This window comes from Paenibacillus agri (assembly GCF_013359945.1).
Classification (GTDB): domain Bacteria; phylum Bacillota; class Bacilli; order Paenibacillales; family Paenibacillaceae; genus Paenibacillus_AQ; species Paenibacillus_AQ agri.
The window spans coordinates 242,281-265,836 of the sequence record NZ_JABWCS010000220.1; the positions used below are offsets into that span (position 1 = coordinate 242,281).

Annotated in this window: 27 protein-coding genes; 13 read left to right on the forward strand and 14 right to left on the reverse strand. The window is 51.0% G+C overall.

Features of this window, described 5'->3' with window-relative positions; translation table 11 throughout:
• Positions 1–140 precede the first annotated feature (140 nt).
• Positions 141–476, reverse strand: a complete 336-nt coding sequence (locus tag HPT30_RS26190; protein WP_066374119.1) for a potassium channel family protein — start codon at positions 474–476, stop codon at positions 141–143.
• A 161-nt stretch (positions 477–637) separates the two neighbouring features.
• Positions 638–973 carry a TetR family transcriptional regulator C-terminal domain-containing protein gene (locus HPT30_RS26195; RefSeq protein WP_175374224.1) on the reverse strand — a complete coding sequence of 112 codons (336 nt, stop codon included), beginning with the start codon at positions 971–973 and terminating at the stop codon, positions 638–640.
• Between the two features lie 62 nt (positions 974–1,035).
• Between HPT30_RS26195 and HPT30_RS26200 the strand changes: the two genes are divergently transcribed.
• From HPT30_RS26200 to HPT30_RS26210, 3 genes are all read left to right on the forward strand, one after another.
• A complete protein-coding gene (locus tag HPT30_RS26200; protein ID WP_175374225.1) occupies positions 1,036–1,551 on the forward strand; it encodes an MFS transporter in 516 nt (171 codons plus the stop codon).
• Between the two features lie 531 nt (positions 1,552–2,082).
• Entirely contained in the window at positions 2,083–2,853 is a 771-nt protein-coding gene (gene rfbF, locus HPT30_RS26205) for a glucose-1-phosphate cytidylyltransferase (RefSeq protein WP_175374226.1), read from the forward strand.
• Between the two features lie 5 nt (positions 2,854–2,858).
• Positions 2,859–3,839, forward strand: coding sequence for a glycosyltransferase family 2 protein (locus HPT30_RS26210; protein ID WP_175374227.1), 981 nt, complete (start codon positions 2,859–2,861; stop codon positions 3,837–3,839).
• Positions 3,840–4,063: 224 nt separating this feature from the next.
• On the opposite strand, the gene HPT30_RS26215 is transcribed toward HPT30_RS26210, so the two are convergent.
• Genes HPT30_RS26215 through rfbG form a run of 5 tightly spaced genes read right to left on the reverse strand, consistent with a single transcriptional unit; the run spans position 4,064 to position 8,350 of the window.
• The gene (locus tag HPT30_RS26215; protein ID WP_175374228.1) at positions 4,064–5,191 is read right to left on the reverse strand and encodes a DegT/DnrJ/EryC1/StrS family aminotransferase; all 1,128 of its coding nucleotides are present in this window, start codon (positions 5,189–5,191) and stop codon (positions 4,064–4,066) included.
• 12 nt (positions 5,192–5,203) lie between these two features.
• Positions 5,204–5,884, reverse strand: a complete 681-nt coding sequence (locus HPT30_RS26220) for a GNAT family N-acetyltransferase (protein WP_175374229.1) — start codon at positions 5,882–5,884, stop codon at positions 5,204–5,206.
• Positions 5,885–5,905: 21 nt separating this feature from the next.
• Positions 5,906–6,676: a glycosyltransferase family 2 protein gene (locus HPT30_RS26225; protein WP_175374230.1), complete on the reverse strand. Its 771-nt coding sequence runs from the start codon at positions 6,674–6,676 to the stop codon at positions 5,906–5,908.
• A 16-nt stretch (positions 6,677–6,692) separates the two neighbouring features.
• Positions 6,693–7,247 carry a dTDP-4-dehydrorhamnose 3,5-epimerase gene (gene rfbC / locus HPT30_RS26230; protein ID WP_175374231.1) on the reverse strand — a complete coding sequence of 185 codons (555 nt, stop codon included), beginning with the start codon at positions 7,245–7,247 and terminating at the stop codon, positions 6,693–6,695.
• On the reverse strand, positions 7,244–8,350 hold the full coding sequence (gene rfbG / locus HPT30_RS26235) for a CDP-glucose 4,6-dehydratase (protein WP_246317458.1): 1,107 nt from the start codon (positions 8,348–8,350) through the stop codon (positions 7,244–7,246). Before rfbG ends, rfbC begins: the two co-directional genes overlap by 4 nt.
• A gap of 206 nt (positions 8,351–8,556) precedes the next feature.
• Here rfbG and HPT30_RS26240 point away from each other — a divergent pair, with 206 nt between their 5' ends.
• The 3 genes from HPT30_RS26240 to HPT30_RS26250 all read left to right on the forward strand — a co-directional run bounded on the left by HPT30_RS26240 (position 8,557) and on the right by HPT30_RS26250 (position 9,845).
• Positions 8,557–9,036, forward strand: coding sequence for a hypothetical protein (locus HPT30_RS26240; RefSeq protein ID WP_175374232.1), 480 nt, complete (start codon positions 8,557–8,559; stop codon positions 9,034–9,036).
• Positions 9,037–9,174: 138 nt separating this feature from the next.
• Positions 9,175–9,660, forward strand: a complete 486-nt coding sequence (locus HPT30_RS26245; protein WP_175374233.1) for a hypothetical protein — start codon at positions 9,175–9,177, stop codon at positions 9,658–9,660.
• On the forward strand, positions 9,657–9,845 hold the full coding sequence (locus tag HPT30_RS26250) for a hypothetical protein (RefSeq protein ID WP_175374234.1): 189 nt from the start codon (positions 9,657–9,659) through the stop codon (positions 9,843–9,845). Before HPT30_RS26245 ends, HPT30_RS26250 begins: the two co-directional genes overlap by 4 nt.
• 120 nt (positions 9,846–9,965) lie before the next feature.
• Here HPT30_RS26250 and HPT30_RS26255 read toward each other — a convergent pair whose 3' ends face one another.
• Positions 9,966–10,850, reverse strand: coding sequence for a glycosyltransferase family 2 protein (locus tag HPT30_RS26255; RefSeq protein WP_175374235.1), 885 nt, complete (start codon positions 10,848–10,850; stop codon positions 9,966–9,968).
• Positions 10,851–10,996: 146 nt separating this feature from the next.
• Between HPT30_RS26255 and HPT30_RS26260 the strand changes: the two genes are divergently transcribed.
• The 4 genes from HPT30_RS26260 to HPT30_RS26275 all read left to right on the forward strand — a co-directional run bounded on the left by HPT30_RS26260 (position 10,997) and on the right by HPT30_RS26275 (position 15,191).
• Complete coding sequence (locus tag HPT30_RS26260; protein WP_175374236.1) at positions 10,997–12,019, forward strand: S66 family peptidase; 1,023 nt, start codon at positions 10,997–10,999, stop codon at positions 12,017–12,019.
• 84 nt (positions 12,020–12,103) lie between these two features.
• Positions 12,104–13,126: an SDR family oxidoreductase gene (locus HPT30_RS26265; RefSeq protein WP_175374237.1), complete on the forward strand. Its 1,023-nt coding sequence runs from the start codon at positions 12,104–12,106 to the stop codon at positions 13,124–13,126.
• Between the two features lie 236 nt (positions 13,127–13,362).
• On the forward strand, positions 13,363–14,022 hold the full coding sequence (locus tag HPT30_RS26270; RefSeq protein ID WP_175374238.1) for a class I SAM-dependent methyltransferase: 660 nt from the start codon (positions 13,363–13,365) through the stop codon (positions 14,020–14,022).
• 164 nt (positions 14,023–14,186) lie between these two features.
• Entirely contained in the window at positions 14,187–15,191 is a 1,005-nt protein-coding gene (locus HPT30_RS26275; RefSeq protein WP_175374312.1) for a CapA family protein, read from the forward strand.
• Between the two features lie 120 nt (positions 15,192–15,311).
• Here HPT30_RS26275 and HPT30_RS26280 read toward each other — a convergent pair whose 3' ends face one another.
• Positions 15,312–15,875 (reverse strand): nitroreductase family protein, encoded by a 564-nt coding sequence (locus HPT30_RS26280; protein WP_175374239.1) that lies wholly within the window; start codon positions 15,873–15,875, stop codon positions 15,312–15,314.
• Positions 15,876–16,314: 439 nt separating this feature from the next.
• Here HPT30_RS26280 and HPT30_RS26285 point away from each other — a divergent pair, with 439 nt between their 5' ends.
• From HPT30_RS26285 to HPT30_RS26295, 3 genes are all read left to right on the forward strand, one after another.
• The gene (locus HPT30_RS26285) at positions 16,315–16,569 is read left to right on the forward strand and encodes an AbrB/MazE/SpoVT family DNA-binding domain-containing protein (protein WP_066374154.1); all 255 of its coding nucleotides are present in this window, start codon (positions 16,315–16,317) and stop codon (positions 16,567–16,569) included.
• Positions 16,570–16,715: 146 nt separating this feature from the next.
• Positions 16,716–16,928, forward strand: coding sequence for a hypothetical protein (locus tag HPT30_RS26290; protein ID WP_175374240.1), 213 nt, complete (start codon positions 16,716–16,718; stop codon positions 16,926–16,928).
• 307 nt (positions 16,929–17,235) lie between these two features.
• On the forward strand, positions 17,236–17,952 hold the full coding sequence (locus tag HPT30_RS26295; protein WP_175374241.1) for an HAD family hydrolase: 717 nt from the start codon (positions 17,236–17,238) through the stop codon (positions 17,950–17,952).
• A 283-nt stretch (positions 17,953–18,235) separates the two neighbouring features.
• Here HPT30_RS26295 and HPT30_RS26300 read toward each other — a convergent pair whose 3' ends face one another.
• Genes HPT30_RS26300 through HPT30_RS26320 form a run of 5 tightly spaced genes read right to left on the reverse strand, consistent with a single transcriptional unit; the run spans position 18,236 to position 23,548 of the window.
• Complete coding sequence (locus tag HPT30_RS26300) at positions 18,236–19,366, reverse strand: YheC/YheD family endospore coat-associated protein (RefSeq protein ID WP_175374242.1); 1,131 nt, start codon at positions 19,364–19,366, stop codon at positions 18,236–18,238.
• The gene (locus HPT30_RS26305; protein WP_175374243.1) at positions 19,348–19,866 is read right to left on the reverse strand and encodes a GNAT family N-acetyltransferase; all 519 of its coding nucleotides are present in this window, start codon (positions 19,864–19,866) and stop codon (positions 19,348–19,350) included. Before HPT30_RS26305 ends, HPT30_RS26300 begins: the two co-directional genes overlap by 19 nt.
• Positions 19,867–19,892: 26 nt before the next feature.
• The gene (locus HPT30_RS26310) at positions 19,893–21,005 is read right to left on the reverse strand and encodes a YheC/YheD family endospore coat-associated protein (protein ID WP_175374244.1); all 1,113 of its coding nucleotides are present in this window, start codon (positions 21,003–21,005) and stop codon (positions 19,893–19,895) included.
• The gene (locus tag HPT30_RS26315; protein WP_175374245.1) at positions 21,002–22,375 is read right to left on the reverse strand and encodes a YheC/YheD family endospore coat-associated protein; all 1,374 of its coding nucleotides are present in this window, start codon (positions 22,373–22,375) and stop codon (positions 21,002–21,004) included. The genes HPT30_RS26310 and HPT30_RS26315 overlap by 4 nt, the downstream gene beginning before the upstream one ends.
• Entirely contained in the window at positions 22,376–23,548 is a 1,173-nt protein-coding gene (locus HPT30_RS26320) for a YheC/YheD family endospore coat-associated protein (RefSeq protein WP_175374246.1), read from the reverse strand.
• Between the last annotated feature and the right edge of the window lie 8 nt (positions 23,549–23,556).

Consider the following 23,556-nt stretch of genomic DNA (forward strand, 5'->3'; position numbering starts at 1 on the left):
GCTGACGACCAAGTGGCGGGCGTAGGACAGGAATTGCGAGCAAGATGGAGAGGATAGCTTGCCGCAATTTGATGATTATTATCGTTTCATATTCAACAAAGAAAGGCCTTGTTAGCTTTACTAAACAAGGCCTTTTCGTATTAATCTCCATTTTTCCCTGTTTGCTTGATCAACTCATAGGCAATATACCCAATCATTCCCAAGAACAATCCTGTACCCGCAATAATGTAGACGATCGTAAATATTTTTCCGAGATCTGTCTGGGGAACGAACGTTGGATGTCCTAATGTACTCAGCGTGGCAACGCAAAAATAAACAGCATCAATGACAGACAGGCCTTCCTGTTTGACATAGAAAATGGTTCCGGACAACAGCGTCATCATAACCAGAAGAAATAATACCTGAAAATTTTTACGCTTGAATGCTCTCCATAAACCTGAAAATAATCGTTTTAATGTTAGTAACAATGAAAGCATGTAGCTCCACCCTTCACAAATAGTGGTGGTCCCGGCAGTGAGCTGAGAAAATCCCATCCTAAGTCCAATACACCCTTTAGTATTAGAGCATACATAGCAAATCACCGTCAATCATATGGGATGGTGGTTGTGGTTGCGCAGTGTTAATAGAGACTGGAGCTTCAGGCACAAGAATCCCATAGTTCCATCAATTTCGTAATTGCTGCATTAATGCTGTCGAGGGGCACACCATCTCTGGCTTCCGTAGATATTCCTTCTAAAAAGGTAACAAATAATGTGGTTAACATTGCAACATTTGTACCTTCTCGAATTTCTCCGGTCTGAATCGCTCTTTCAATACAAGTATAGAATTTTCTCCTTGTTGTGGCCCTTTCAAGGGTTAATATTTCACGAATATGATTGTTTTCCGGTGAACAAGTATTTGCAGACAATATGACTAAACAACCCAAAGGATGGGTCTGTTCAGTTTGCAGGACAATCCACCGGGAAGCAGTCATCGATCACTGCTGTTTTCCTTACACCGGGAATTAGGCCCATCCTGTTGGTTGTACTGACTTGGATGACAGCCCATAATATTCTGTACACTTATATTGCTCCGTTTCTTGCAGCTAATAGCATGAGTGAGAGAGTGGGTCTGGCGCTGGCTTTCTTCGGCGTTGCGGCACTGGTAGGCATATGGATAACTGGTGTATTCATCGACCGCTCCCTGCGGAAGCTTGTTCTGATTAGTCTGAGTGCTTTTCTCTTAATCTCTATTGCCATGAGCTTTAGCAACTCTAGTGGCCTTTTGATCTATATCATTGTTACGGTCTGGGGATTAACCTTTGGCGGGGCAGCAACACTACTGCAAACGGCTCTTGCTGACGCTGCGGGAGAGAGCAGAGTGGATATGGTCATGCCAATTAACACTACAGTATGGAATCTCGCTATCGCTGGCGGAGGGGTGGCAGGGGGTCTGTTGCTTGATACCTTTGGTGCCAAATCTTTTTCATGGGCATTGTTCATTCTCATATTCATCGCACTTCTTGTGGCTTGGGGTGGCAAAAAACATGCTTTCCCTCCATTTAAAAAATGAACGACAACCAGCCCCGCTTAGCGTGGGCTGGTTGTCGTTTGCTGGCACAGCACTCCTACTGATGCCGCCGTTCATCTAAGTGTCTTCATGCCCGGAAGCATAGTTTTACTTCCACAAATCCCTCAGGCTATCGAACAGTTGCAAGGCAGGCAAGCCGGCAAACAAACCGAATATCATGAGAGCCAACGCTGAAGGCAATAGCCTTCTGTCGAGCTTTATCCCCAAAAACAAATAACCACCAACACCCAGCACGACTGCTATTCCAGTCCAAGTGGCAAGAGCAGGATCTTTATGTGATAACAACCCGTCGCCAGTACTGAACGCAATGGTTAATAAACCATAGAAGCATGCTATTCCTACGACTATCGAAAATAATAAATAGGAGACTTAACTCCTCTATTTTGAACCCGTGTAGCAGGCAATTAACACCTATACTTCCACCCGTAGCAGTACCTGTACCTGTCATCCCCACATCCTTCACATATACTATCTTATAGCTTATTAATTCTATATATAGAACGGAGAATGAGGATGAAGGTCGTAATTCTGGCGGGCGGGTACGGGACAAGAATCAGTGAAGAGACACATTCGAGACCCAAGCCAATGATCCCGATTGGTGAGAGACCGATTCTGTGGCATATTATGAAGACTTACAGCCATTATGGCTTTAATGAATTTGTGATTTGTCTGGGGTATAAGGGGCATATGGTTAAGGAGTATTTCGCCAACTACATCCGGGACGAGTCGGATTTGACGTTGGACTACAGAAGCGGTGATTCCCAGTACCATTCGCAGGGAGCCGAGCCCTGGCAGATTACACTGGTGAACACAGGTAAGGATTCTATGACGGGCGGGAGAGTCAAGCGCATTCAGCGTTATATTGGCAATGAACCTTTTATGCTCACCTACGGCGACGGGCTGTGTGATGTGAATTTTCAGGAGTTGCTGAAGTTCCATAAGGCGCATGGCAAGCTGGCTACGGTCACCGCTGTACAGCCGGCTGGGAGATTTGGTGCGCTGGGTCTTGGCGCGGGGGACAGGGTCAATGATTTTCATGAAAAATTGAAAGGGGACGGCAAGTGGGTCAACGGGGGATTCATGGTTCTGCAGCCGGAAGTCTTTGATTATATAGAAGGGGACCATACGATCTTCGAACAGGAGCCTTTGATCAGCTTGGCGAGCGGAGGGGAGCTGCATGCATTCCGGCATGATGGCTTCTGGTATGCGATGGATACGCTCAGAGACAAGAATCATCTGCAAGCGCTTTGGGATTCCGGTCAAGCCCCCTGGAAGCTGTGGTGATGAGCATGAGTGCGATAACTCCGCTTGTAAGCATTCTGATTCCAACTTACAACCGGCCTCATTATCTGGAGCAGGCATTAAGAAGTGCCTTAGCCCAGACGTACCCGAACATCGAGATTATCATCAGCGACAACAGTGACAATGACCATACCCAGCACTTGGTTCACCATTTCCAGTCAGAGCTTGGTATTTCGAGCATCCGTTATGTAAAGAACAAACGCAACATCGGTCCAGTGGCCAACCAACTGCAATGCATGAGGCTGGCTAGTGGCGAATACGTCAACTATTTAATGGATGATGATCTGTTTGATCCTGTCAAGATTGAGAGAATGGCAACCTATCTAAAAAGATTTCCCGGAGTCACGCTAGTATCATCACGGAAAAGCATTATCGACAGGGCCAACCGTGTGACCCAGCTTTCGCCGGACACGGTGCCTTTTGCTAATTTCAATGGTTATGAAACGTTTGTTAGTGGAAGGGCTGCGATGGCCACCATGCTGCGCGATCGGATCAATTATATCGGGGAACCGACGACCGGATTGTTCCGGAAAGCTGATCTGGCAGAGCCCTTCGGTGTCTTCTATGGCCGCAAAGCTTTCAATAATGTCGATGTAGCGACCTGGCTGACCCTGCTGTCCCGCGGCGATTTGGTGTATATTACAGATCCTTTAAGTTCTTTTCGCAGGCATTCAACACAAATATCGGTCAGTCCGTTGTCCCAAATGGGCGAGATCTGCGACTGGGTAGATCATATCCTGCTTGCCACTCATACGGGAATACTACCTCAAGACGAAGAATGGGTGCGGACAATATTGGCGCTCAAGGGGGTGGCCGTGAACCAGTTTCCAATGTGGAATGCGCAGACCAATCGGTTGTTTAACCACGAGTTTGTCTCAAGAATCACACAATTGGCGGAGATTTGTGCGGTAAATGCTAATCTGCATGCAGCAGGCCAGGAGTTCAGGGAGCTGCTGAGAAGAATATGACACACGTTATTATGAAAATAGCCCGGACTTGATCCCCTCTTCTAAGGGATTCAGGTTCGGGTTATTTTGTGCCTGGCCGCAGGAAGCGGTCAGGCTGGCACATAGGAGGCGGTGGAATGATCCCGCCTCCAGCCAAAAAAGGATTGACCCCTGCTTTGCCGTCCCGGGGGACGGGCGTAGAAGGTGGTCAATCCTTTTTCAGAACATGGTCGTGCCGGTTACGCTTATTGGTACGCCTGAACGGCTGAGATCACATATTCGACCTCTTCCGGTGTCAGGTCAGGGAACAGCGGAAGAGTCACAAGTTCACGCCAGATCCTGGTGGCCACCGGATTCTCCGAAGCGTATTTCATGAACAGAGGCTGCATCGGCAGTGGCATATAGTGAACACCAGTAGCGATGCCGCGGGCCTGCATGGCGGCGATAAACCGCTCCCGCTCCTGAACCCGTACAACAAAGGCCCAGTATGAGGAGTCGTGAAGATCATAAGGAATGGCGGATGTTACCTTCGTCAAGCCTTGAATCCCCGCAGTGTACTGTCCTATAATCTCTTCTCTTCTACGGTTCATACGATCGAGCTTGCCGAGCTGAACAAGGCCGATAGAGGCCATAAGATCATTCATATTATATTTGTAGCCGATATCCGAGATCTCGTAATACCAGCTGTTCACATCAGGCTGACCTAGCTGATACTCCTCATAACGCTCCCAGGTATCTTTGTTGATGCCAATCCAGCGCGAATGACGGAGCGGCTTCAGTAGCTCGGCATCGTCTGAGGAGATCATCCCGCCGTCGCCGGTGGTCATGCATTTTTTCTCCTCAAAGCTGTAGCATCCGATATCTCCCCAGGTACCGAGCGTCTTGCCTTTATACTTGCCGCCAGCGGAGTGCGCGCAGTCCTCAATCACCTTCAGGCCGCGTGCCTTGGCCCAAGACACCAGATTGTCCATAGGCACAGGATGTCCACCGAAATGCACCGGCATGACAGCCACGCAGTCCTTGTCATATTTTCGTTCCAGATCTGCAAGATCCAGGCCCAGTGTGTGTTCGTCGATATCTACGAATACGGGAATAAGGCGGTTATATAGTGCAGCCATGGCAGTGGCGGCGAAGGTTAGTGCAGGCACAAGCACCTTTTTTCCCTCCGGGAATCGATAAGCAGACAGCGCCAGATGAAGCGCAGCTGTACAGGAATTGACGCCCACAGATTCTTGTGAGCCGACATAGCGGCTCCATTGCCGCTCAAATTCGGCAACCTTGGGTCCCAGACCAAGCCATGCGCTGTCAAACGAGTCTTTGATGCTTGCCAACTCCTCCTCACCGACAGAAGGCTTGAACAGTCTGATTTTCATGTGATACCCACCTTATCTTTTATGGAATGCGGCACTCATTATTTGTCTGAAGGCCTCGCGTGTAATGGTCATGGTCACCAGTTCCCGCTCCGGCGCTTCGGTCAGAGGAAGGGAGGCTGGAACCCAGCGAATGACGCCTTCTTCCTCCACTTTGAGCAGAGGTACCCGTTCCGATTCCACCGCCCCCAGCCCCTTGTAGATACGCATCGCCCGGTAATTGTCTCCTAGCACGTGAATACAAGCGGTCTCGACGCCCAGTACCTCAATACTCCATTCTCCGAGTGCAATGAGGGCGTGGATCATAATATTCCCGAATGCGCCTTTGCGTCCCCGCAGGAGATTGTCGAACTCACAGCTTTTGGCAGCTTCATTGTAATTCAGTAAGCCTACCTGTCCTACAGGAGCGTGTTCTTCATCCTCGACAAAGAAAAGAATCCGGTCGTCTGCGCCAAGCACCTGATGCTCCAGCCAGCGCCGGGTTCCATCTTCGGACCCCGGGAATTGGGTAGTGAACCAGGAGGAGGAAGAACTTCTCCATTCCGTGAGTTGAGTGATCTCCTCAGAGTTGTGAATAACCTCTGCAGTGATGGGACGTAATCTGCCGCGCACGGTACCATTGACTACAATAGGGATACAGTAAGAGGAAGTTTGCCTAGCATCTGCGTGCTTGTAGGTCCGCAGGATCTCCTTCATACAGAACAATCCCTTCGTTTGTTATTGGATATATCCATGGATTTTGGCGAATCGTTCAAAGGTCTTGATATCCAACTCCCCGACCTTTCTAGCGTATTTATGCTGTGACAACTGTGTGGAATGATAGCGGAGATAGCTAAGCGGTTGAACCAGAATCGCTGCATTGCCTTGTGTCATCAGATTGACCCAGCTGGCCATATCCACGGCGAAGAAGACCTGTTTACCCGCAAGCACACCGAAAGGCTCTGTCAGCGCACTGCGCTTGAACAGTACAGTGGTAGGCTCGCCGAGATAATTGGTCTGGTTGCGCAGCATCTTCTCTGTCAGCACCCGGCCGTTGATTACGGTATCCCGGGTAGAGAATTTCCTGAAGGTTAAGACCGGCGGGACATAAATTTGCTTGCCGTTGGCATCAATGACTCTCCGCTGGGAACTGACAAGGACTACACCAGCGTGTCCCAGGATGAAATTTATCATTTTTTCGATTTTTTGCGGATGGAACAGATCATCATCATTTAAATAATTGATGTACTCACCGTTCGCAAGATTGAGACATTGCTGCTGGTTGGCAATAGGGCCGATGTTCTTGGGGTTTCGGTGGTAGCGTATTTTGGAGCCATTCGGATGTGCCAGGTAGCGTGCCACGACCTGTTCAGTCTCCGTGTTGTCACTGTTATCACTAATGACGATTTCAAAGTTGGAATAGGTTTGGGCAAGAGCACTTCTTAGGGCCTGTTCAAAATAGTCGGGCCGGTTGTACGTGGGAATCAAAATACTAACGAGTGGTTGCATATGCCTGATCGCTCCTTTAATTTTGGTCTAAACGACGCTTGAATTCCTCCAAGGTGGGAAGCAGCATATCCCTGTCTGACATAACCGGCCTCAGAATCGGCCAGGTAATTCGCAGCGTCTCGTCGTTCCAGCGTACGCCGCCTTCATGCTGTGGGGCATAGCAGCGGTCTACTTTGTACACAACTTCACAATCGTCCTGAAGCGTGCAGAATCCATGACCGAATCCTTTGCCGATATATACCATCTTGTTGTTGCTTTCCGTCAGCAGTATAGAGTCCCAGCAGCCAAATGAAGGGGAATCAGGCCTGAGATCTACAAAGACATCGAAGATGGCACCTTGGGTTACCCGGATGAGCTTCGTTTCCGCATGCTCGCCATACTGCAGATGCATTCCCCTGATCGTTCCTTTCTTGGCTGAAAATGAGCGGTTCTCCTGAACCCAGTTCCAGTCCAACCCATGCTCCTTGAATAACTGTTGATCATAAATCCGCGTGAAATGGCCGCGGTGGTCGCTCCTCGGACTAAGGCTGATTTCATAAATTCCCTGCAGTCTGCCTGGCTTGATGATCATCCGCCTTGTACTCCTTTCATATAATCGCGGATCTGTTGCAGGCTGACCTGACGCATGTCTTCCTGGTGCTGGTCCGCTTTGTACCATTCCACGGTCCGGGCCAGCGCCGTCTCCAGATTCCAGCGCGGAGTCCACCCAAGCTCCTGCTTCGCCATTGACGAGTCCAGTCGTAAATAATGAGCCTCAGGCGGATGGGTGGTCTCCTGGTCGACAACATAGTTAGCCCCTTCTCCCCATAGGTTGCATAACTGGCGAACCAGTTGCTCCACGGAGTGGGCGTCATCGGGGCCGAAGTTCCATCCCTGATCATAAGGGGGACCGGACTCGACCAGTTTTTGCGCTAACAGCAAATATCCGTGTAGCGGCTCAAGCACATGCTGCCAGGGCCGGACTGCCTGCGGATAGCGGATCTGGACAGCTTTCTGGCTCAGGACGGCCCGGACAACATCGGGAATCAGGCGTTCCTTACTCCAGTCTCCACCCCCAATGACATTGCCGGCTCTGGCTGATGCGACAGCGACCTGAGCGGCACCGCTCCCCGGCAGGAAGAAGGCTCTGCGGTAGCTATCTGTAATCAGTTCCGAGCAGGCTTTGCTGCCGGAGTAGGGATCACTGCCGCCGAGGCGGTCGCTCTCCCTGTATCCCCAGCTCCAGTTCCGGTTGTCATAACACTTGTCTGTGGTTACGTTCAGAACAGCCCGGATCGGGCTCCCCTGCGTTACGGCTTTGCGGACCGCCTCAAGCACATTCACAGTTCCCATCATATTAATCTCGAAGGTAGCGGCAGGATGGATGTAGGATTCACGGACGAGCGGTTGGGCCGCCATATGAATCACAACATCGGGGGCAGTCTGCGCAAGGGCATTGGATAAGGAAGCAGAATTCCGGATATCATCCAAATAAGAAGTAACCAGTTCATCCATGCGGCAAATATGGTACAGGTTCGGATTGGTGGGAGGCTTCAGAGCATACCCGGTTACTGAGGCGCCAAGGGAATGTAGCCACAGAGACAACCAGGTTCCCTTAAAGCCTGTGTGTCCGGTGATGAATACTTTCTTGTTCCTCCAGAATGCGGTATCTGCCTGTTGCTGCGCGGGCATCATTGATTTTCCTTTCCTCCTTCGCCTGTATTCATAAAACTCTTCCTCTCATTGCTAATAGAAGAAACAAGTTTGTGACAGCATATGGTAAAAGGTAGGGTCCTGAAACTGGCAATAATCCATAGACCTATTAATTTCAGGAAATATGTATCCATCCAAGCACACCTCTGATTCTTGCATAATATAGCAGCAGGAAAGGAGGGATAAGGATGAGTGATGTGGAAGCCAAACTGGCGCAGTTGCTGGAGAAAGCACAGGGGCTGGTCTTGAAAGATGACAATGTGGTGGGGCAATTGCTTAGAAAGCTGGGTTCCGTTCAATCCAAAGTGGATACGGCAGCGAGCGACAACATTGATCAAGCCAGCTTCAATCAATTGCAAGACGAAATGGCCGCTCTGAACTTGGATGAAGCTACAAAATCCGAGCTGTTGAGTGCAATTGGTAAAGTAGATGGCGGAGTAAGCAGTGTTTCCGCTGGTCAATTTGTGGACGATGTCTTCGGCAGACTCCGCAACCTGCAATCTTCGTTTACAGGTTCTAATGTGGATGTGAACGCAGTAGTTGGGGAGCTTAGCCGCACCCTTGAGCAAGCAAAGACTCAGGTTCAGCCGTTCTTGGGTTCGTTAAATCTGAACGGAAATAATGTGCTTGCTGCTGTACAAAAGTTGATAGGCAGCCAGTTACGCTAACGCCGTCTATAGGCTGACGAGGGGCTGTCCCACAAGGTCGTATCTGACTGCGGGGCAGCCTCTTCTATGCATTAACTGGTTGAATTGGCAGGGGAAATGAAAGCTTCATATCTTCTATATAAATGGAGGTTTGAACGAATGGCGGCACAGTTTAAATTGGAGGATTTGACAGGGCTGATCGAGAAAGTGGCCCGGCCGGGCCTGCTGTCCCAGCTTCTGGGTAAGGATAATGTTGTTCCTAAAAGCATCGCAGACTTTCTGAAGACAGGCTCCGACCAGCCGGCTCAAACCGCTAGTGAGCCTGCATCGGCCGATTCGGCGTCCGGTACGTCATCTGCCAAGGCTTCATCTGCTGGAACGCCATCCGCACGCAGCAATGTAATCGGTGGCATCCTGGGCGTTTTGGGCCGAATCAGCGTTGTCCCGTTCGTAGAGCTGGCCCGTGAGAACATTGGTAACAATGTGCTGATCACAACAAACCGGGAAATCGTTGAAGGGATTGTAACTGAAGTTGGAAGCGGATATGCAGCGCTTACCGAAGAGGGAGGCGCGAGTGTAATCGTCAATTTCCGGAATACACTGGCGTTTCAGCCTAGCATTCCAGCGGAGGTGGAAGCAGAATGAGTTTTTCCAAGAAGATCGCAGCATATGTAGGGCAAAGCATTCAGGTAGAAACGGCAGTGGAAACCTTTACCGGTGAGCTTGTATCCGCGGATGATACCTTTACCGTAATTAAGAGAGACGGTGCGGAAGACACTCGGGTGACCATTCTTACTGACGCAATTTCTTATGTACGAAAAAGCCTATAGCATGCAAACTAGGGCGGCGGGATAGCCGCAATCATATAAAAGAGGGGGTGCCGGGGCACCCCCTCTTTTTACATCCTATGGTAGTCTAGAAAGCGCAGGACAGCCTCTTTAAAGCGTTATTCATGCGATTTCCGACCAGGTAAAGCAGGTGGACAGAATACGGTTAAGGGTCTCTTGATCATAGATTCCGGTCGCCTGGTTTCGATCTAGCAGCTTATGCGCCCAGGCGAGCGCTCGTGAATAGCCCTCATAATCATGAACAGGAATGGTACGCCGATAGAATTGCATGTGAATGTCGAATTCTTCCTCGGTAGGAAAGACACCCAGGTTATACAGTAGCATCCTGCGCACCCGGTCTGCCGTCAGACGCTGGGCCTGCTGCTGCTGGGTAGAGATTTGCCCCTCATGCACACGATAGGAGAAAAGGTATTCGGGCAGGTTCTCGATCCGTGTGAGTTCCGACAGCCGGCTCCAGAATTCATAGTCCTCGGCATGTGTAAAGCCTGGATTGTAGTGGATGTCATGCTCCTTCAGTACGCTGCTCCGCATAAATACGGTAGGATGTCCAACACAGCAATAGAAAAGCTGCCAGCAGCGAATATCTTCATGACTTGTAGGTTTGGAGACGAGCTCTCCATTGTGAAAAAGGGTGATGAAGGTGCCGAGCACGCCGACCTCGGGGTGGTCTTCCATATACCGTAGCTGTCTCTCAAAACGATGGGGCGCGCTGATATCGTCGCTGTCCATTCTCGCAATATATTCACCTGTGGACAAGTCCAGTCCTTCATTAAGACAATAAACCAGCCCTTTGTTGGAATCGTGGGTAATGAGACGAATTCGCGGATCTTCCAGGCTCCGGAGATATTCCAGTGTACCGTCGGTGGAGCAGTCGTCGATGATCAGAAATTCAAAGTCGCGGCAAGTCTGATTCAGTATACTATCCACCGCATTTTTAATATAAGGCCTGGTGTTATAAGCCGACATTAATACTGTTATCTTGGGCATTCGGCGTTCTCCCCCTCAACCGATTTTCAAACCTCTGCAAAAGGTCGTATAATTAAGTTTATTTTATTCTATTTCCGCAGCTTTGCTTAGACGAAAGACAATCACAGTGGGAAAAGGGCCGATTTATGGACCCGGGAGGAAGACAAATGATCAGATATCCATTTTTAGAGAAGAACGCAACAGTAGGAGTGACAGCGCCTTCATCAGGCGTGAGTGCAAAAGGTCATGATCTGTTCAAGTTAGCTTGTGAGCGTATGGAAGAGAAAGGTTTTAAGGTCGTCTGTGGAGATACCGTATGGACACAGCATAAGGCTAAGTCAGCCCCAGCTCCGGTGCGTGGCAAAGAGTTCAATGCCATGATGGGAGATGAAGCCATTGGGATGATTTTTCCGCCTTGGGGCGGCGAGCTGCTGATTGAGATGCTGGAGTTTGTCGATTTCGAAGAGATTGAACGCCAAAGCAAATGGATTATGGGTTATTCGGATATAAGCACGTTGCTGCTGGCGGTGACCCTGAAGACAGGTCTGGCTACAGCCCATGGGGCATGCTTCTATGATTTACGGGGAGAGTTTAGCGATGAGACTACCGGGCAATGGCTGTCCGTGCTGTCAACGAAGGCAGAGGGCTCCAATATTCAGCACTCTGCTCCCCGTTATCATAAAGAGAAGAAGCAGAGTGAACCCTCGTCAAGTGTCTTCAATCTGACGGAACCCGTGAAATGGAAGACAGTCTCAGGATCACCGGAAACGGTCAAAGGAAGATTGCTTGGTGGCTGTGTGGATGTTATCCGTCATCTGATCGGCACACCATATGGCGATGTGGAATCATTTCAGAAGGGGGTCATCCATGACGAGCCTATTCTGTGGTATCTGGAAAATTGCGAGCTGAACGCTGCAGACTTGCGTCGTTCCCTCGTACAGATGAAGCTGGCAGGCTGGTTCCGTAACAGCTCGGGACTATTGTTCGGCAGAAGTGCGGCTAATACTCCGTTTGATGGATATACAGCCGAGGACATGTATAGAGAGCTTGCCGAAGAATTGGGCGTACCCGTGATTTATGAGGTGGATTTCGGGCATGTCCCGCCGCAGCTGACACTTATTAACGGAGCTTATGCCGAGATAGAGGTATTCGAGGGTAAAGGCAGCGTACGGCAGCACTTTCTTCCCTAAGAGATAACGCGTTATAGATCTGGACAAGGGACTTTCCAATGATTATTTCTGTTACTTATTTCCTACAAAAAGGAGCTGTGTCAGATGAAAGTATTGTTTATCGGAGGAACGGGTCAGATCAGTCAGGCTGTATCCAAGCTGGCTGTAGAGCGAGGAATAGAGCTATATCTGTTCAATAGAGGACAACGGGATGAATTCGTGCCGGAAGGCGCGAAGGTAATTACGGGAGATATTCGCCAGAAGGCTGAGGCCGCGGCTGTGCTGAAGGACCATGAATTCGATGTGGTGGTGGACTGGATCGCCTTTACACCGGAACATGTTCAGACCGACATTGAGCTGTTTACCGGCAAGACCAAGCAGTATATCTTTATCAGTTCCGCTTCTGCTTACCAGAAGCCGCAGCGCAGTTATCTGGTGACGGAAGAAACGCCAATGGAGAATCCTTACTGGCAGTATTCCCGGGACAAGATTGCCTGTGAGCAGTTGTTAATGGAAGCATACCGGAATAGCGGCTTCCCGGTAACCATCGTAAGACCGTCCCATACCTACGGGGAAACGGCGATTCCGGCAGCACTGACGAGCTGGGAGCATCCATGGACGCTCGTGGACCGTATCCGCAAAGGCCAGCCGATCATCGTGCATGGGGATGGCACCTCACTGTGGACATTGACGCACAACACCGATTTTGCCAAAGGATTCGTAGGTCTGCTGGGACATCCTGAAGCGCTGGGAGAAGCGATTCATATTACCTCGGATGAGGTTCTGAACTGGAATCAGATTTATGCAGGGCTCGGCGCCGCGGCAGGCGCAGAGCCACAGGTGGTGCATATCTCGACAGACTTCATTGCCGCTTTTACGCCTCCCGGCACCGCAGATGGTTTGATTGGCGACCAGGCGGTGAGCAGCGTATTCGACAATAGCAAGATCAAGGCGCTGGTACCGGATTTTGTCTGCACAGTTCCGTTTACCGAAGGCGTCAAACGTTCACTGTCCTGGTTTGAGAATCACCCGGAGCTTTGCACAGTGGACCCGGAATGGTCGGCGCTCGTGGATGACCTGATCCAAAGACATGGTACGGCGCCGAAGCCTATTTCGTACTATACCTAGAGCGGAACAAGCCTAATGACGTAAGCCACTACCCGGTAGGGTGTGATAAAGCAGGGCTGTGCTGGGACCTGATCCTGAGGTGATGCCGGCCCTGCCCCTTTCCAAAGACGACTGAACCCTTGCGGATCAGCGTCTTTTTGTGCTGCGTCCCCTCCCTCTATGTGAGGTTCAGGCATGAATCAGGGAATCTTGAATATACTCTCACTACCGAAATTCCCGTTAAAGGAGTCCTGGCCATGCCAAAACATCCCTATGTCTCCCGTTTCTTTGTCAACTCCGATGCAAGGCGCGACAAGTTGATTTATGATTTGCCGGAGTCCTGGTGGAGTCGCCCTTATGAATATGAATGGTGTACGCACTTTGTCTCCGCTCATGATGTGGTGCTGGATGCAGCCTGCGGTATTTCCCATCCGCTTAAGTTCTACCTCACCGGCGTCTGTGAGGAGGTTCATGCCTGTGATATGGATGCACGAATTGTCAGCAAGGATGCTATAATGGCGGAGATTTCCTGCGATATTGGGGAGGAGGCCGCATGGCAGGTACAGGCTAGACGGACTACACGTCTGCATCTGGCCCAAGCTGATCTAACAGCGCTGCCTTATGAGAATGAATATTTTGACATAGTATTCTGTATCTCTGTCTTGGAGCATCTGCCGCTGGTGGAACTGTATCGCGCGCTGGGAGAGTTCCACCGGATTTTGAACGATGAGGGTCTCTTAATCCTGACCTTTGAATACCCAACAGTAAATCTCCAGCTCATGAACGGCTTGCTGCTGGAGGTGGGATTCCAGTACTGGGGCGAAACGGACTTTGAACTGCCTGCGGATGCCGTACGGACGGAAGCCTGGGGTGGCTTGAATTGCTTTCGGGCTGTGCTGAAAAAACAGCAGGTCTGACAGACATGAATTATTCAGGTCCATATGCCTAGGCCGTTTAAGGTTGACTACTGGACTTTATACCCTTTATCTGGAAGTTTGTGCCTTGTATAGTAGAATAGCATCAAACTGCAATGAAACAATAAGATAGAGGGGTTAAACTGTTGCGCAGATCAGCAATCCTTATGATTATTATGCTACTACTTGTTACGGCCGCATCTCCTGCTAACGGAGAGGGGGCGGAACCACAGCGTATTCAGCTGGCCTTTGCAGGCGATATCCTGCTGGACGGCTTCGTGGGCGAGCAAATTGCCCGCTACGGGGTGAACTATCCATTTGCGAAGGTCGCGCCGGTCCTTCGAAAGGCAGATATGGCTTTCGCCAATCTGGAGACACCGGTATCTGTCCGGGGGACGCCTTCACAGAAAAGTTTTGTTTTTCGTTCCAATCCCTCAGCTTTGAGCGGGCTGACCTTTTCTGGCATTGACGGTGTAACTCTAGCCAACAATCATATTCTGGATTACGGCAGGACGGCAATGTTGGACACGTTGGTTCATCTGGACAGATACGGAATTGGACATACCGGTGCAGGCGCCGACATCAAGCAAGCATTCAAGCCCTTTGTGAAGACGGTGAAAGGGAAGAGGATCGCTGTGCTCGGTGTCAGCCGTGTGCTCCCCAGCCCTTCCTGGTATGCGGGGCCTTCAACCCCCGGTGCGGCATCGGCGTATACGCTAGAGCCCCTGCTGAGCGAGATCAGGGCCTCATCCAAGGTCAATGATTTCACGGTTGTGTATATCCACTGGAACGAAGAGTTTAAGGATTATCCGGAGAAATATGCCCGCACCCTGGCCAAGCAGATCATTGACAGTGGAGCGGACATGATTGTAGGCGCGCATAGTCATTGTCTGATGGGCATTGAGTATTACAAGCACAAGCCCATCTATTATTCGTTAGGCAACTTTGTGTTTAACCGTTCCACCCGTGGAGGGGATAAGACGCTTCATTCCATGCTGCTGAACATTGAGCTCAAGGGCTCGGATATGACGGGGAGGATCACTCCCGTGAAGATAATCGCGGGTCAGCCCAATTTTATGGGGCCGGATTACAATGCTCAGACGATACAGCGCCTCAACAAGCTTTCTTACAATGCGAAGATTGATTCGTCAGGCGAGGTGAGGGAGAAGTAAGGCTTTTTGCTCTGGAATTTGGACTATAGCGGCAATAACAAACAGGGTGCCTCATTTACCATGATCGATGGTGATGAGACACCCTTTTGCTCGGTACAAGCAGCTCTACGGCTGGAGTGCCTATTCGTGCACCGTGAGCCGAGCTTCTGCCGGAGTACGTGGTTTGGCTGGGGGGATCACTTCAGGGTAACCGATATGCAGCACGCCTACGATTTTCTCGCCAGGAGCAACGCCGACGGCTTCCCGGAAGAAAGGGGCGAACATGTAGGGGTTGGTCTTCCAGACGACGCCTAGCCCCTGCTCCCATGCGGCGAGCTGGAAGCTCTGAATCCAGCTGCACACGGCGCCGAAGTCCTCTGTCCACTGCTTGTCCCGCGGGTCTTCGGGCATGACGACAATGAGGTGAACCGGGATCGTCATATACTCCTTCCGCCGCTGAATCTCGTATTTCTGCCGTTCTTCTTTCGACATGGCGCCTAGCACGGCTTCCGTAAAGGTCTCCCGGGCAGCGCCCTTGTATTGGATAAATCGCCAAGGCTCCCGTAGCGCGTGATTAGGCGCCCAGTTGGCGGTGTTCATTAGTGAGAGCAGCAGCTCCTGTGGAACAGGCGTGCTCTTGTATTGCCGGATACTCCGACGTTCCCGGATCGCTTGTGCAACGGGAGAAGCGGGGGAGTTATTCATTTTCTATGCCTCCTGTAGCCTGCCTGTGTTATGGGTGTGACTCTGTCAATTATACTATAGGAATTAGGCTGAGATCTAAAGTCCCGAAGAACTCTCCGAATCCGTAGCGGTCCAATGTAGCGTCAACCGCTGATTTTGGTTCTGAATCCTATTAAAATGTAAAGATTTTATGTTCAATTTATATATTTTCCATAAATAGCTTTCAATGAAAGCTATTTTCATATAAAATAAGTTACGAAATCTTAACTTTGTCGAATAAACGCGTATCTTTGTCGAAAATGTTGTCGATAAATATCAAAAAATGTAGAAATAAAATTGACAGGAAAGAAATAGCACCTTACAATGCAGATATGGCGTAATCATTACTACTTTATAGAAGCTTTGATAGCTTTTAACTCTAGTGATTATTTAGGTGTTATTTCAAGGGAGGATACTTAATATGAAAGCAACAGGAATTGTAAGAAAAGTAGATGAACTGGGACGTATCGTGATTCCAATTGAACTGCGTAGAACAATGGGAATTGACATAAAAGACCCGCTCGAAATCTTCGTTGATGGCGAAAAGATCATTCTTAGAAAATATGAGCCTACCTGCATCTTCTCCGGCAGCGCGGAAAACCTGATCAACTTCAAAGGTAAAATGGTCAGCAAAGATGTTCTCGATGAGCTGATTTCAAGTTTCGACAGAATCTAATCATTTTCCGGTCAGTCCGGAAATGTTCAGCCTAAAGAGGCCGATCCGCAGCACAGTTTTGTGCTTGCAGACCGGCCTTTTGTCATGCTTTAAAAGGGATCTTAGAGTGCTCCTTTGGTGGATTACCTCAACATGAACCTCAGCATTTGGCGTCAACACCAACACCAACACCAACACCAACACCAACACCAACACCAACACCAACACCAACACCAACACCAACACCAACAGTTGCTTTGTCTCGTAACGGACTCATGAGCCTTTATTGCCTATCCAGCCAAGCGTTCAGGAATGTAACGGACTCCAGAGACGCTATGGGCAGAAATCCTGCTCCAAATCAGCTGTTTGGGAGGAAATAGCGCCCTCTGAGTCCGTTACAAGCTCCACAAGCAACTTTATTTGCACATAACGGCAGTACGGTCCGTTAGCTTCCTCCCGTGTGTGAACTCCAACATTTTTAAACCAGGTGCTTTGGCGAAGCTACCTAGAAGATATAAAAGCTATAAAAGCTATAAAATCTATAAATGTAATATATATTCATCTGTATATAATAGATCCACCTTATATTGATATAAACAAGGAGCGAGCTGGATTTATCCTTCGCTATCTCGGTGACTTTCCTATATCATAGAATGCATAAATACAGCATTGGAAGGGAGTTACTTCATGAGTCAGGAAGGGACCAGTTTTGAACAGAACACTCAGATCCCACAGCTGAAGAAGCCGGAAGCGATCATCTTCGATATGGATGGGACCTTGTTCCAGACGGAAAGTCTGCTGCTGCCGGCCTATCACAAAATGTTCGACATATTGCGCGAGGAGGGGTTATATACAGGACCAACACCACCGGAGGAGCGTATCCTTGGAAGTCTCGGCATGTTGCTGGATCAAATCTGGAAGATTGTAATGCCGGAGGCCGGAGAGAACGTACATCGCCGCGCGGATGAACTGCTGCTGCAGTTGGAGATTGAAGGTCTTGAGGCCGGGAATACGCTACTTTATTCGCAGGTGGCAGAGACGCTTGTGGCGTTAAAAAAGCGTGGGGTGCGTCTGTTCGTTGCCAGCAACGGCCTACAGGACTACATCCACAGCATTGTAGTGGTGCATGAATTAAAGGACCTGTTCGAGGGCTTGTACAGTGCAGGGGGGCAAGGAACAGCAACCAAGACTGACCTGGTGCGCATTCTGCTGGACAACCATGGAATTGGTAGCGCATGGATGGTGGGAGACCGTTCTTCCGATGTAGAGGCGGGAAAAGGAAACGGGCAGACCGTGATTGGCTGCGCCTATGCAGGCTTCGGACGTCACGATGAGCTGAAGGGCTCCGATGTGATTATCCAGTCTATTGCGGAGCTGCTGGAGCTTTATGACAATGCGGAATAAAGCAGTTTGACTGCTTTAATGCTGCTGTAACTATATTTTCTGCAAAATACGACAGTAGCTTCCGCCCGGATTCTCGCATTACCAGTGTAGAGACGGATGTTACTTGTGAAAAACGAAGATTGTGAAAGAAAAGCCCGCGAGTTGGAAGTTGTCCGTACTGGCCACTCAAGATAGCGACAGTAGCTATGCAGGTGAAAAAGCCTCAGTCCGTGTATTTCGGGCTGAGGCTTTTTCGGTGATATAGGAAGGAAGTGGGAAGGGAGAATGGAGGGAGTATACCTCCTTATTCTTCGGTGACTTTGGAAGACGCCGGAGCTTCCTTGTTCCTGTGAATCCATAGCGCATATTCCAGCGGTCGTACCAGCGATTTACGGTAGGTTTCGATGTCGCCGGACCGGAGAAAGACCTCACGAGCGGGTTTGGGATTGACCTCCAGGATATAGATTTTCCCTTCACGATCAATGGCAAGATCCAGGGCTAGCTCACAGAGGGAGCTGAAGCAGTCTTCCAGATAGGCAGCAGCTTCGATCCCTAGCTTTTCGGCCGTTTTCATCACCTTCACAGCTCTCTCCTGACTGCCTAGCCATCCCCTGAGCAGCTTCTCGGCCCGAACGGCATGGCCGCCGCCATGCAGGTTGGAGGTCACGCTTCGCGCCGCGCCGACACGCCCTGCCATCCCCGTCAGTTCCCATACACCATGCCCGTTCTTCTGAACCAGCATGCGGTAATCATGGAAGCGTCCGCTCGGTAGACGCAGAGGAATGCCCTGCTGTGCGAGAAAGGTAGTTCCAATACACCACTTGCGGACTACACTGTCAAGCTGGGAGAGTGAGACCTTGCGGGGGGAGATAATGCGGCGGTTCTGCCGGCGGCCTTGAATATTGAAGATGCCTTGTGCACCGGCCTTCTTCTCGATACGAAGAATGCCGCGTCCGCCGGTGCCGTTAATTGGCTTGATATAGACGACGGGATGGCTTCTCAGCATCCGTTTGAGATCAGTGGAAGACTGATAGAGTAGCGTCTCCGGGAGATGCTGCCGGAAACGCTGCTTTTGCGAAAAGGTTTGGTGAATGGTCCATTTGTTACGCAATGGCCGGTTTAGAAAAGTCAGATGATTGTAGCGGGTGCGGAAGCGAAGAAGCTGCTGAAAGCGGGCACTTTTCTGAATACGGCAGCGATCAAAGATCATAGCCGGCAAGGCCCGCCACTTGCGGGACCATTTTCCGGTTTTGGGGTCATAGACCATCGCGTAAACTTGCTCTTTCGAGGCGTGTACATCCATAGGCGTAAAGACAAACACATCCAATCCGAGCTTGCCGCCTTCAATAATCATCCTCCGATACACACTTTTTTCTTCGAGCTGCTTGGCATCGTTCAGATATAGCGTAAGAATGCCTAAGACGGGTTGCGACACAGTAGTTCACCTTCTTGTGTAGAGATGGTAGTACTTCCCGTATGTTCGGGCGAACGCAGCTCAAGCGTAGGCTTGCCGGTCGGCCCTGTGGTAAGAGCCACGGCAGCCAAGCCGGCACGGAAGCACATCTTCAGGCTGGGGGTATTGTCACTAGCGACACTGCATTCCAGTCTGCCGAGGCGTTGCAGCTGAGCCGTTAGAAGCGAAGAGCCGGTATGCTTTCCCCGGTAGAGTGGATGGACAGCGACAAGGCATGCTTCCTTGCCGAAGCCGGACACGAAGCTCAGGCCTGCGAGCTGGCGGCCATGCTGGCCGCGCACGGTAGCGATCAGCAGCGAGACACCAGGTAGGGCAAGCTGCTCGGGTGTTAATGTAGCCAGTGCCCGGTAACCCTGGAGCGTGATCCTCCGATCACCGTGCTGCCGGATAAAATGCAGCAGGCCGTCCAGCCGAGCAGTCCACTGTGCAGGGGATGTGTCATAAATGGAAGAGATTTGCATGTCTTTGTCACTTCCTTCAGGCAAGTTTATTTGGGGAGCTGGGACAGATGCTGGCAGTACTGGAAGATCCGTTCCAACGATAGCTTGCGAATCGCCGGCTCATCGAATTTCATCGGTCGCGAATTAGCCTCGAAGAACCAGAGGCCCCCGTTATGGTCTACTCCAAGATCCATGGACATTTCCCCCAGTCTATACTCGGAGGCTCGCTCGATCTGGCGGGCCATTAACAGAGCTGTCGTGGGCACACTCTTGAGAATGGCCGCAGCCCGTTCGGTACTGAAGGTACCCTCCAGCATGCTGGAGGGTTCTTCGATGGTGCCGCCGCGCGGTACATGTGTGGTGATGCTCCGGGCACCAGCCAGCCTTGCGCCGATGCCTGTTACGCCCCAGTTACCCCGGCTGTTCTTTTGCAGCAGCACGCGGAGATCGAAGGGACGTCCGCGGTGTGTGGCCAGGTCAATAGCCTGCTGGACGATATAGCGAGCCGATCCCTTCTCTTTACTAATGCGACTCCAGAGGCGTTCCATGGAAGCTGTTTTGTAGGTGACATTTTTTCTGCCGGTCTGGATTTGCAGCCTGTAGGGCAGTGCAGTATCCGCAAGATATTTCAGCCGCATGATGCCTTTACCAGCTTTGCCGCTCTCGGGCTTCAGGTAGAGACTATCATGATTTTTCAGCATGGCGGTCAAGGTGCCTGGGCTGCGCAGTCGGCGGGTCGTGGGCACATGCTTAGAGGTGAAGCGGGAGCTGTGCAGCCATTCGAACAGATTCCATTTGTTGAAAAAATACGGATTGTACAGATGGATGTCTGGATGCTCCAGACATTGGGCAATTTTGCGGGCCACCGGCTTTAGCTCTTCCTTTTCCCTGTTTGCCACCCGATTATAGATGACCTGTGGCAGGGGTACAGGGATGCTGTACCACTGCTTGCCACTGGGAGAAGGAATGAAACCGTTGATGAACCGTTCCTCCAACTTGAGATCACGGACCGTAACTACGTATACAAGGTAGCCCAGTTCTTTGCCCGTACGGATAATATCGCGGAAATTACTGCGATTTCCACAAAATTTCAGTCGCTTGTCACTGGTGGTGAGAATGGCGATAATGGGCTTGCTCTCATCGGGAATGCGGGTGTTCAAGGCTCATCCCTCCTGCGGAATTTGCTGAGATACAGGCAATGTTCCAAAATATGCTCGATGGAAGCTCTGCCCTCAGCGCGCAGGGAAGGGTGGCGGAAGATAGAGCGTCCGGGCTTGGCATTCGCCTCGAACATCCAGATTTCCTCGTCCTGGTCGATCCCGAGATCGAAGCCGATCTCGCCCAGCAGATGCCGGTGCTGGATTTCCAGCGACTCTGCCAGTTTGATAGCAGTACCCTTGGCACGCTGAAGCACCTCATCGGCCTTGCTTCCAAATACACGGCCAAGCGCCTGCTGTGGCGTGAGCAGTGCACCGCCATTCTTGAGGTGGGTAGTGACGCTACCGCGTCCGGCTTTCTTGGCGCCGATGCCTACGACAACCCACTGGTTACTGCCATTCTTGTGCATATGAAACCGGAAATCGATAGGGCAGCCGTCAATTTCAATGAGGCGAATGCCCTGCTGCACGATATAATTCTGAAGCTGCTGACCGTGGCGGCCCCGCAGCATACGCATCAGGCTCTCGAAGCTTGAGAAGCGCAGCAGCACGTTCTTGCCGTTCTTACGGTAACGGGCAAAATAGCCCTTTTTCGGTAAATAGGTAAGCCGGTATATGCCGTGCCCCAGACTGCCTGCCGACGGTTTGTAATATACGAAATGATGACGGTCCAGCATGTCACGCATTTTATCTACGTCGGGATAGGTGTGGGTCTCCGGCACGTAGCGGTTCGCCGCGGAATCGTTCTCCAGCAGCCTATAAATATCGGATTTATTGAAGAAGCTCCAGTTGAAGTAGGGGATCTTCTTGCGCATGAACCGTTCCCGCAGTTGGTTGATGTAGGGTGAGGTTTCTGCTCTTCTGCTGGGAAGTCGGTTATAGACGACATCAGGCAGCGGCACCATTTTGCGTTCGAATTTTCCGCTTGAGGTTAGGAAATAACCGTATACCTGTTCCTGCTGCCAATTGATATCGCGTGGGGTGAAGGCAAAAATATAGCATTTATTGCTTCCTTCTCGCAGCAGTTGTTTGATGAATCCTGTGCGGGAACCGAAGGGCTGGGAAGAGGAAGTCGGTCCGTCGGACAATATACCGACCAGCGGCCCGAGCTGCACCTCATCGTTCTCCAAATTGCGCAGGTAAATGCCGCCCGACTTCGGAACCTTGATGGCGCTCTTCACACCAGAGGCGAGGAACATATGCTTGCCGGCTCGCTTGATGGGTTTGATGATCGCCGGAATCGTATCCTTACCCAGCCGTAGGCGGATGTTTTTCTTGCCAGATAGCTTCAGGCTTTTCATCAGCGAGCCCGATACATATACGACTCTCTGGGGCTGTTTGGTGAAATGGACGTTGCAAAAAGTGAGACCCATTTATGAATCCTCCTTAGGAATCATTGATTTATTCCCGTGTGAATGAAGTCGCAGTGGTGGCCATGTCGGCTGCCCACGCCTTGAAAGTAGCAGATGGCGGGCGTAACGCAGCGGGTTTTCAGCAGAAAGTCTGACCGCCCGGCGGTCGCCTGTCAGACGGAACACGGATCGCCCCGGCTTGGAATTGGCTTCGAGCAGCCAGATTCGTCCGCCTTCGTCAATCCCGAAGTCGAGGCCGAGCTCACCAAGTCTGCCGCAGGCATTCTCCAGCACAGGCGGCAGGAAAGCTGCATAACTGGCCAGCTCTTCCACGATTTCTTTGCCTGCCGAGCCGTATTCTGCTGTCAGGAAGGGCAATGGAGAAACGGCAGTTCCTCCGCCGTGCAGGTTCGAGGTAAGTGTCCCCTTGCTGCCGAGCCGGACGGCCATACCGGTGAGTCCCCACACGCCACTGCCGTCTTTCTGCATAAGAACACGAACGTCGAACGGCTGACCTGTGCTGCCAGTGAGGTGCAGATAAGGCTGTATAATATAGCGGCGTGAATCGATGAAGTCGTGTATCCAGTCGATACCTTTCTGCCCGCTGGCAAAAACAAGATGGAACGGTGTGTTGGCACCGTCCCGGCCACTCACGCGAAGCCCCCCTGTGCCTCCGTGAATCAACCTGGCATGTAATGTGCGCTTGCCATGCGAACCGGCCCTGGGCTTCAGGAATACGCCGTATTCTCTCTCTGCGAGCATGGTGCCTAGTCTGTCCCGGCCAGTATAGATCCGGGTCTCGGGCAGTAGCGGGGCCGTGCTGCGAATAGACTTCAAAATCTTGTAGACGCTCCATTTGTCGGGCAGTCCGCGGGACCAAGGCAATGAGCGGGGAAGGGCAGCTAGTGCTGCCGATGCTTCCTGCCGTTCCTCCCGGCTGCTGTAGAAGCAGCGGTTGTAGACAACATCTGGGGGTGCGGCCGTAACGTTCCGCCAGCTGCCGTCTTGCCAGACATACCCGGTAATACTTGATCCGTCTGCTGCTACTCCTTCAGGCTGGAAGACGAGGACACCCAGATTGAACAGTGGGGCGGCCTGGCACAGCTGACTACAAAAGGCGGGCTCTGCGATGGGAGGGCTGCCGCTGTGGCGGCCTGTCATGACGCCAAGAAACCCTAGTGCCGATGTCTCCATGAGGTCCT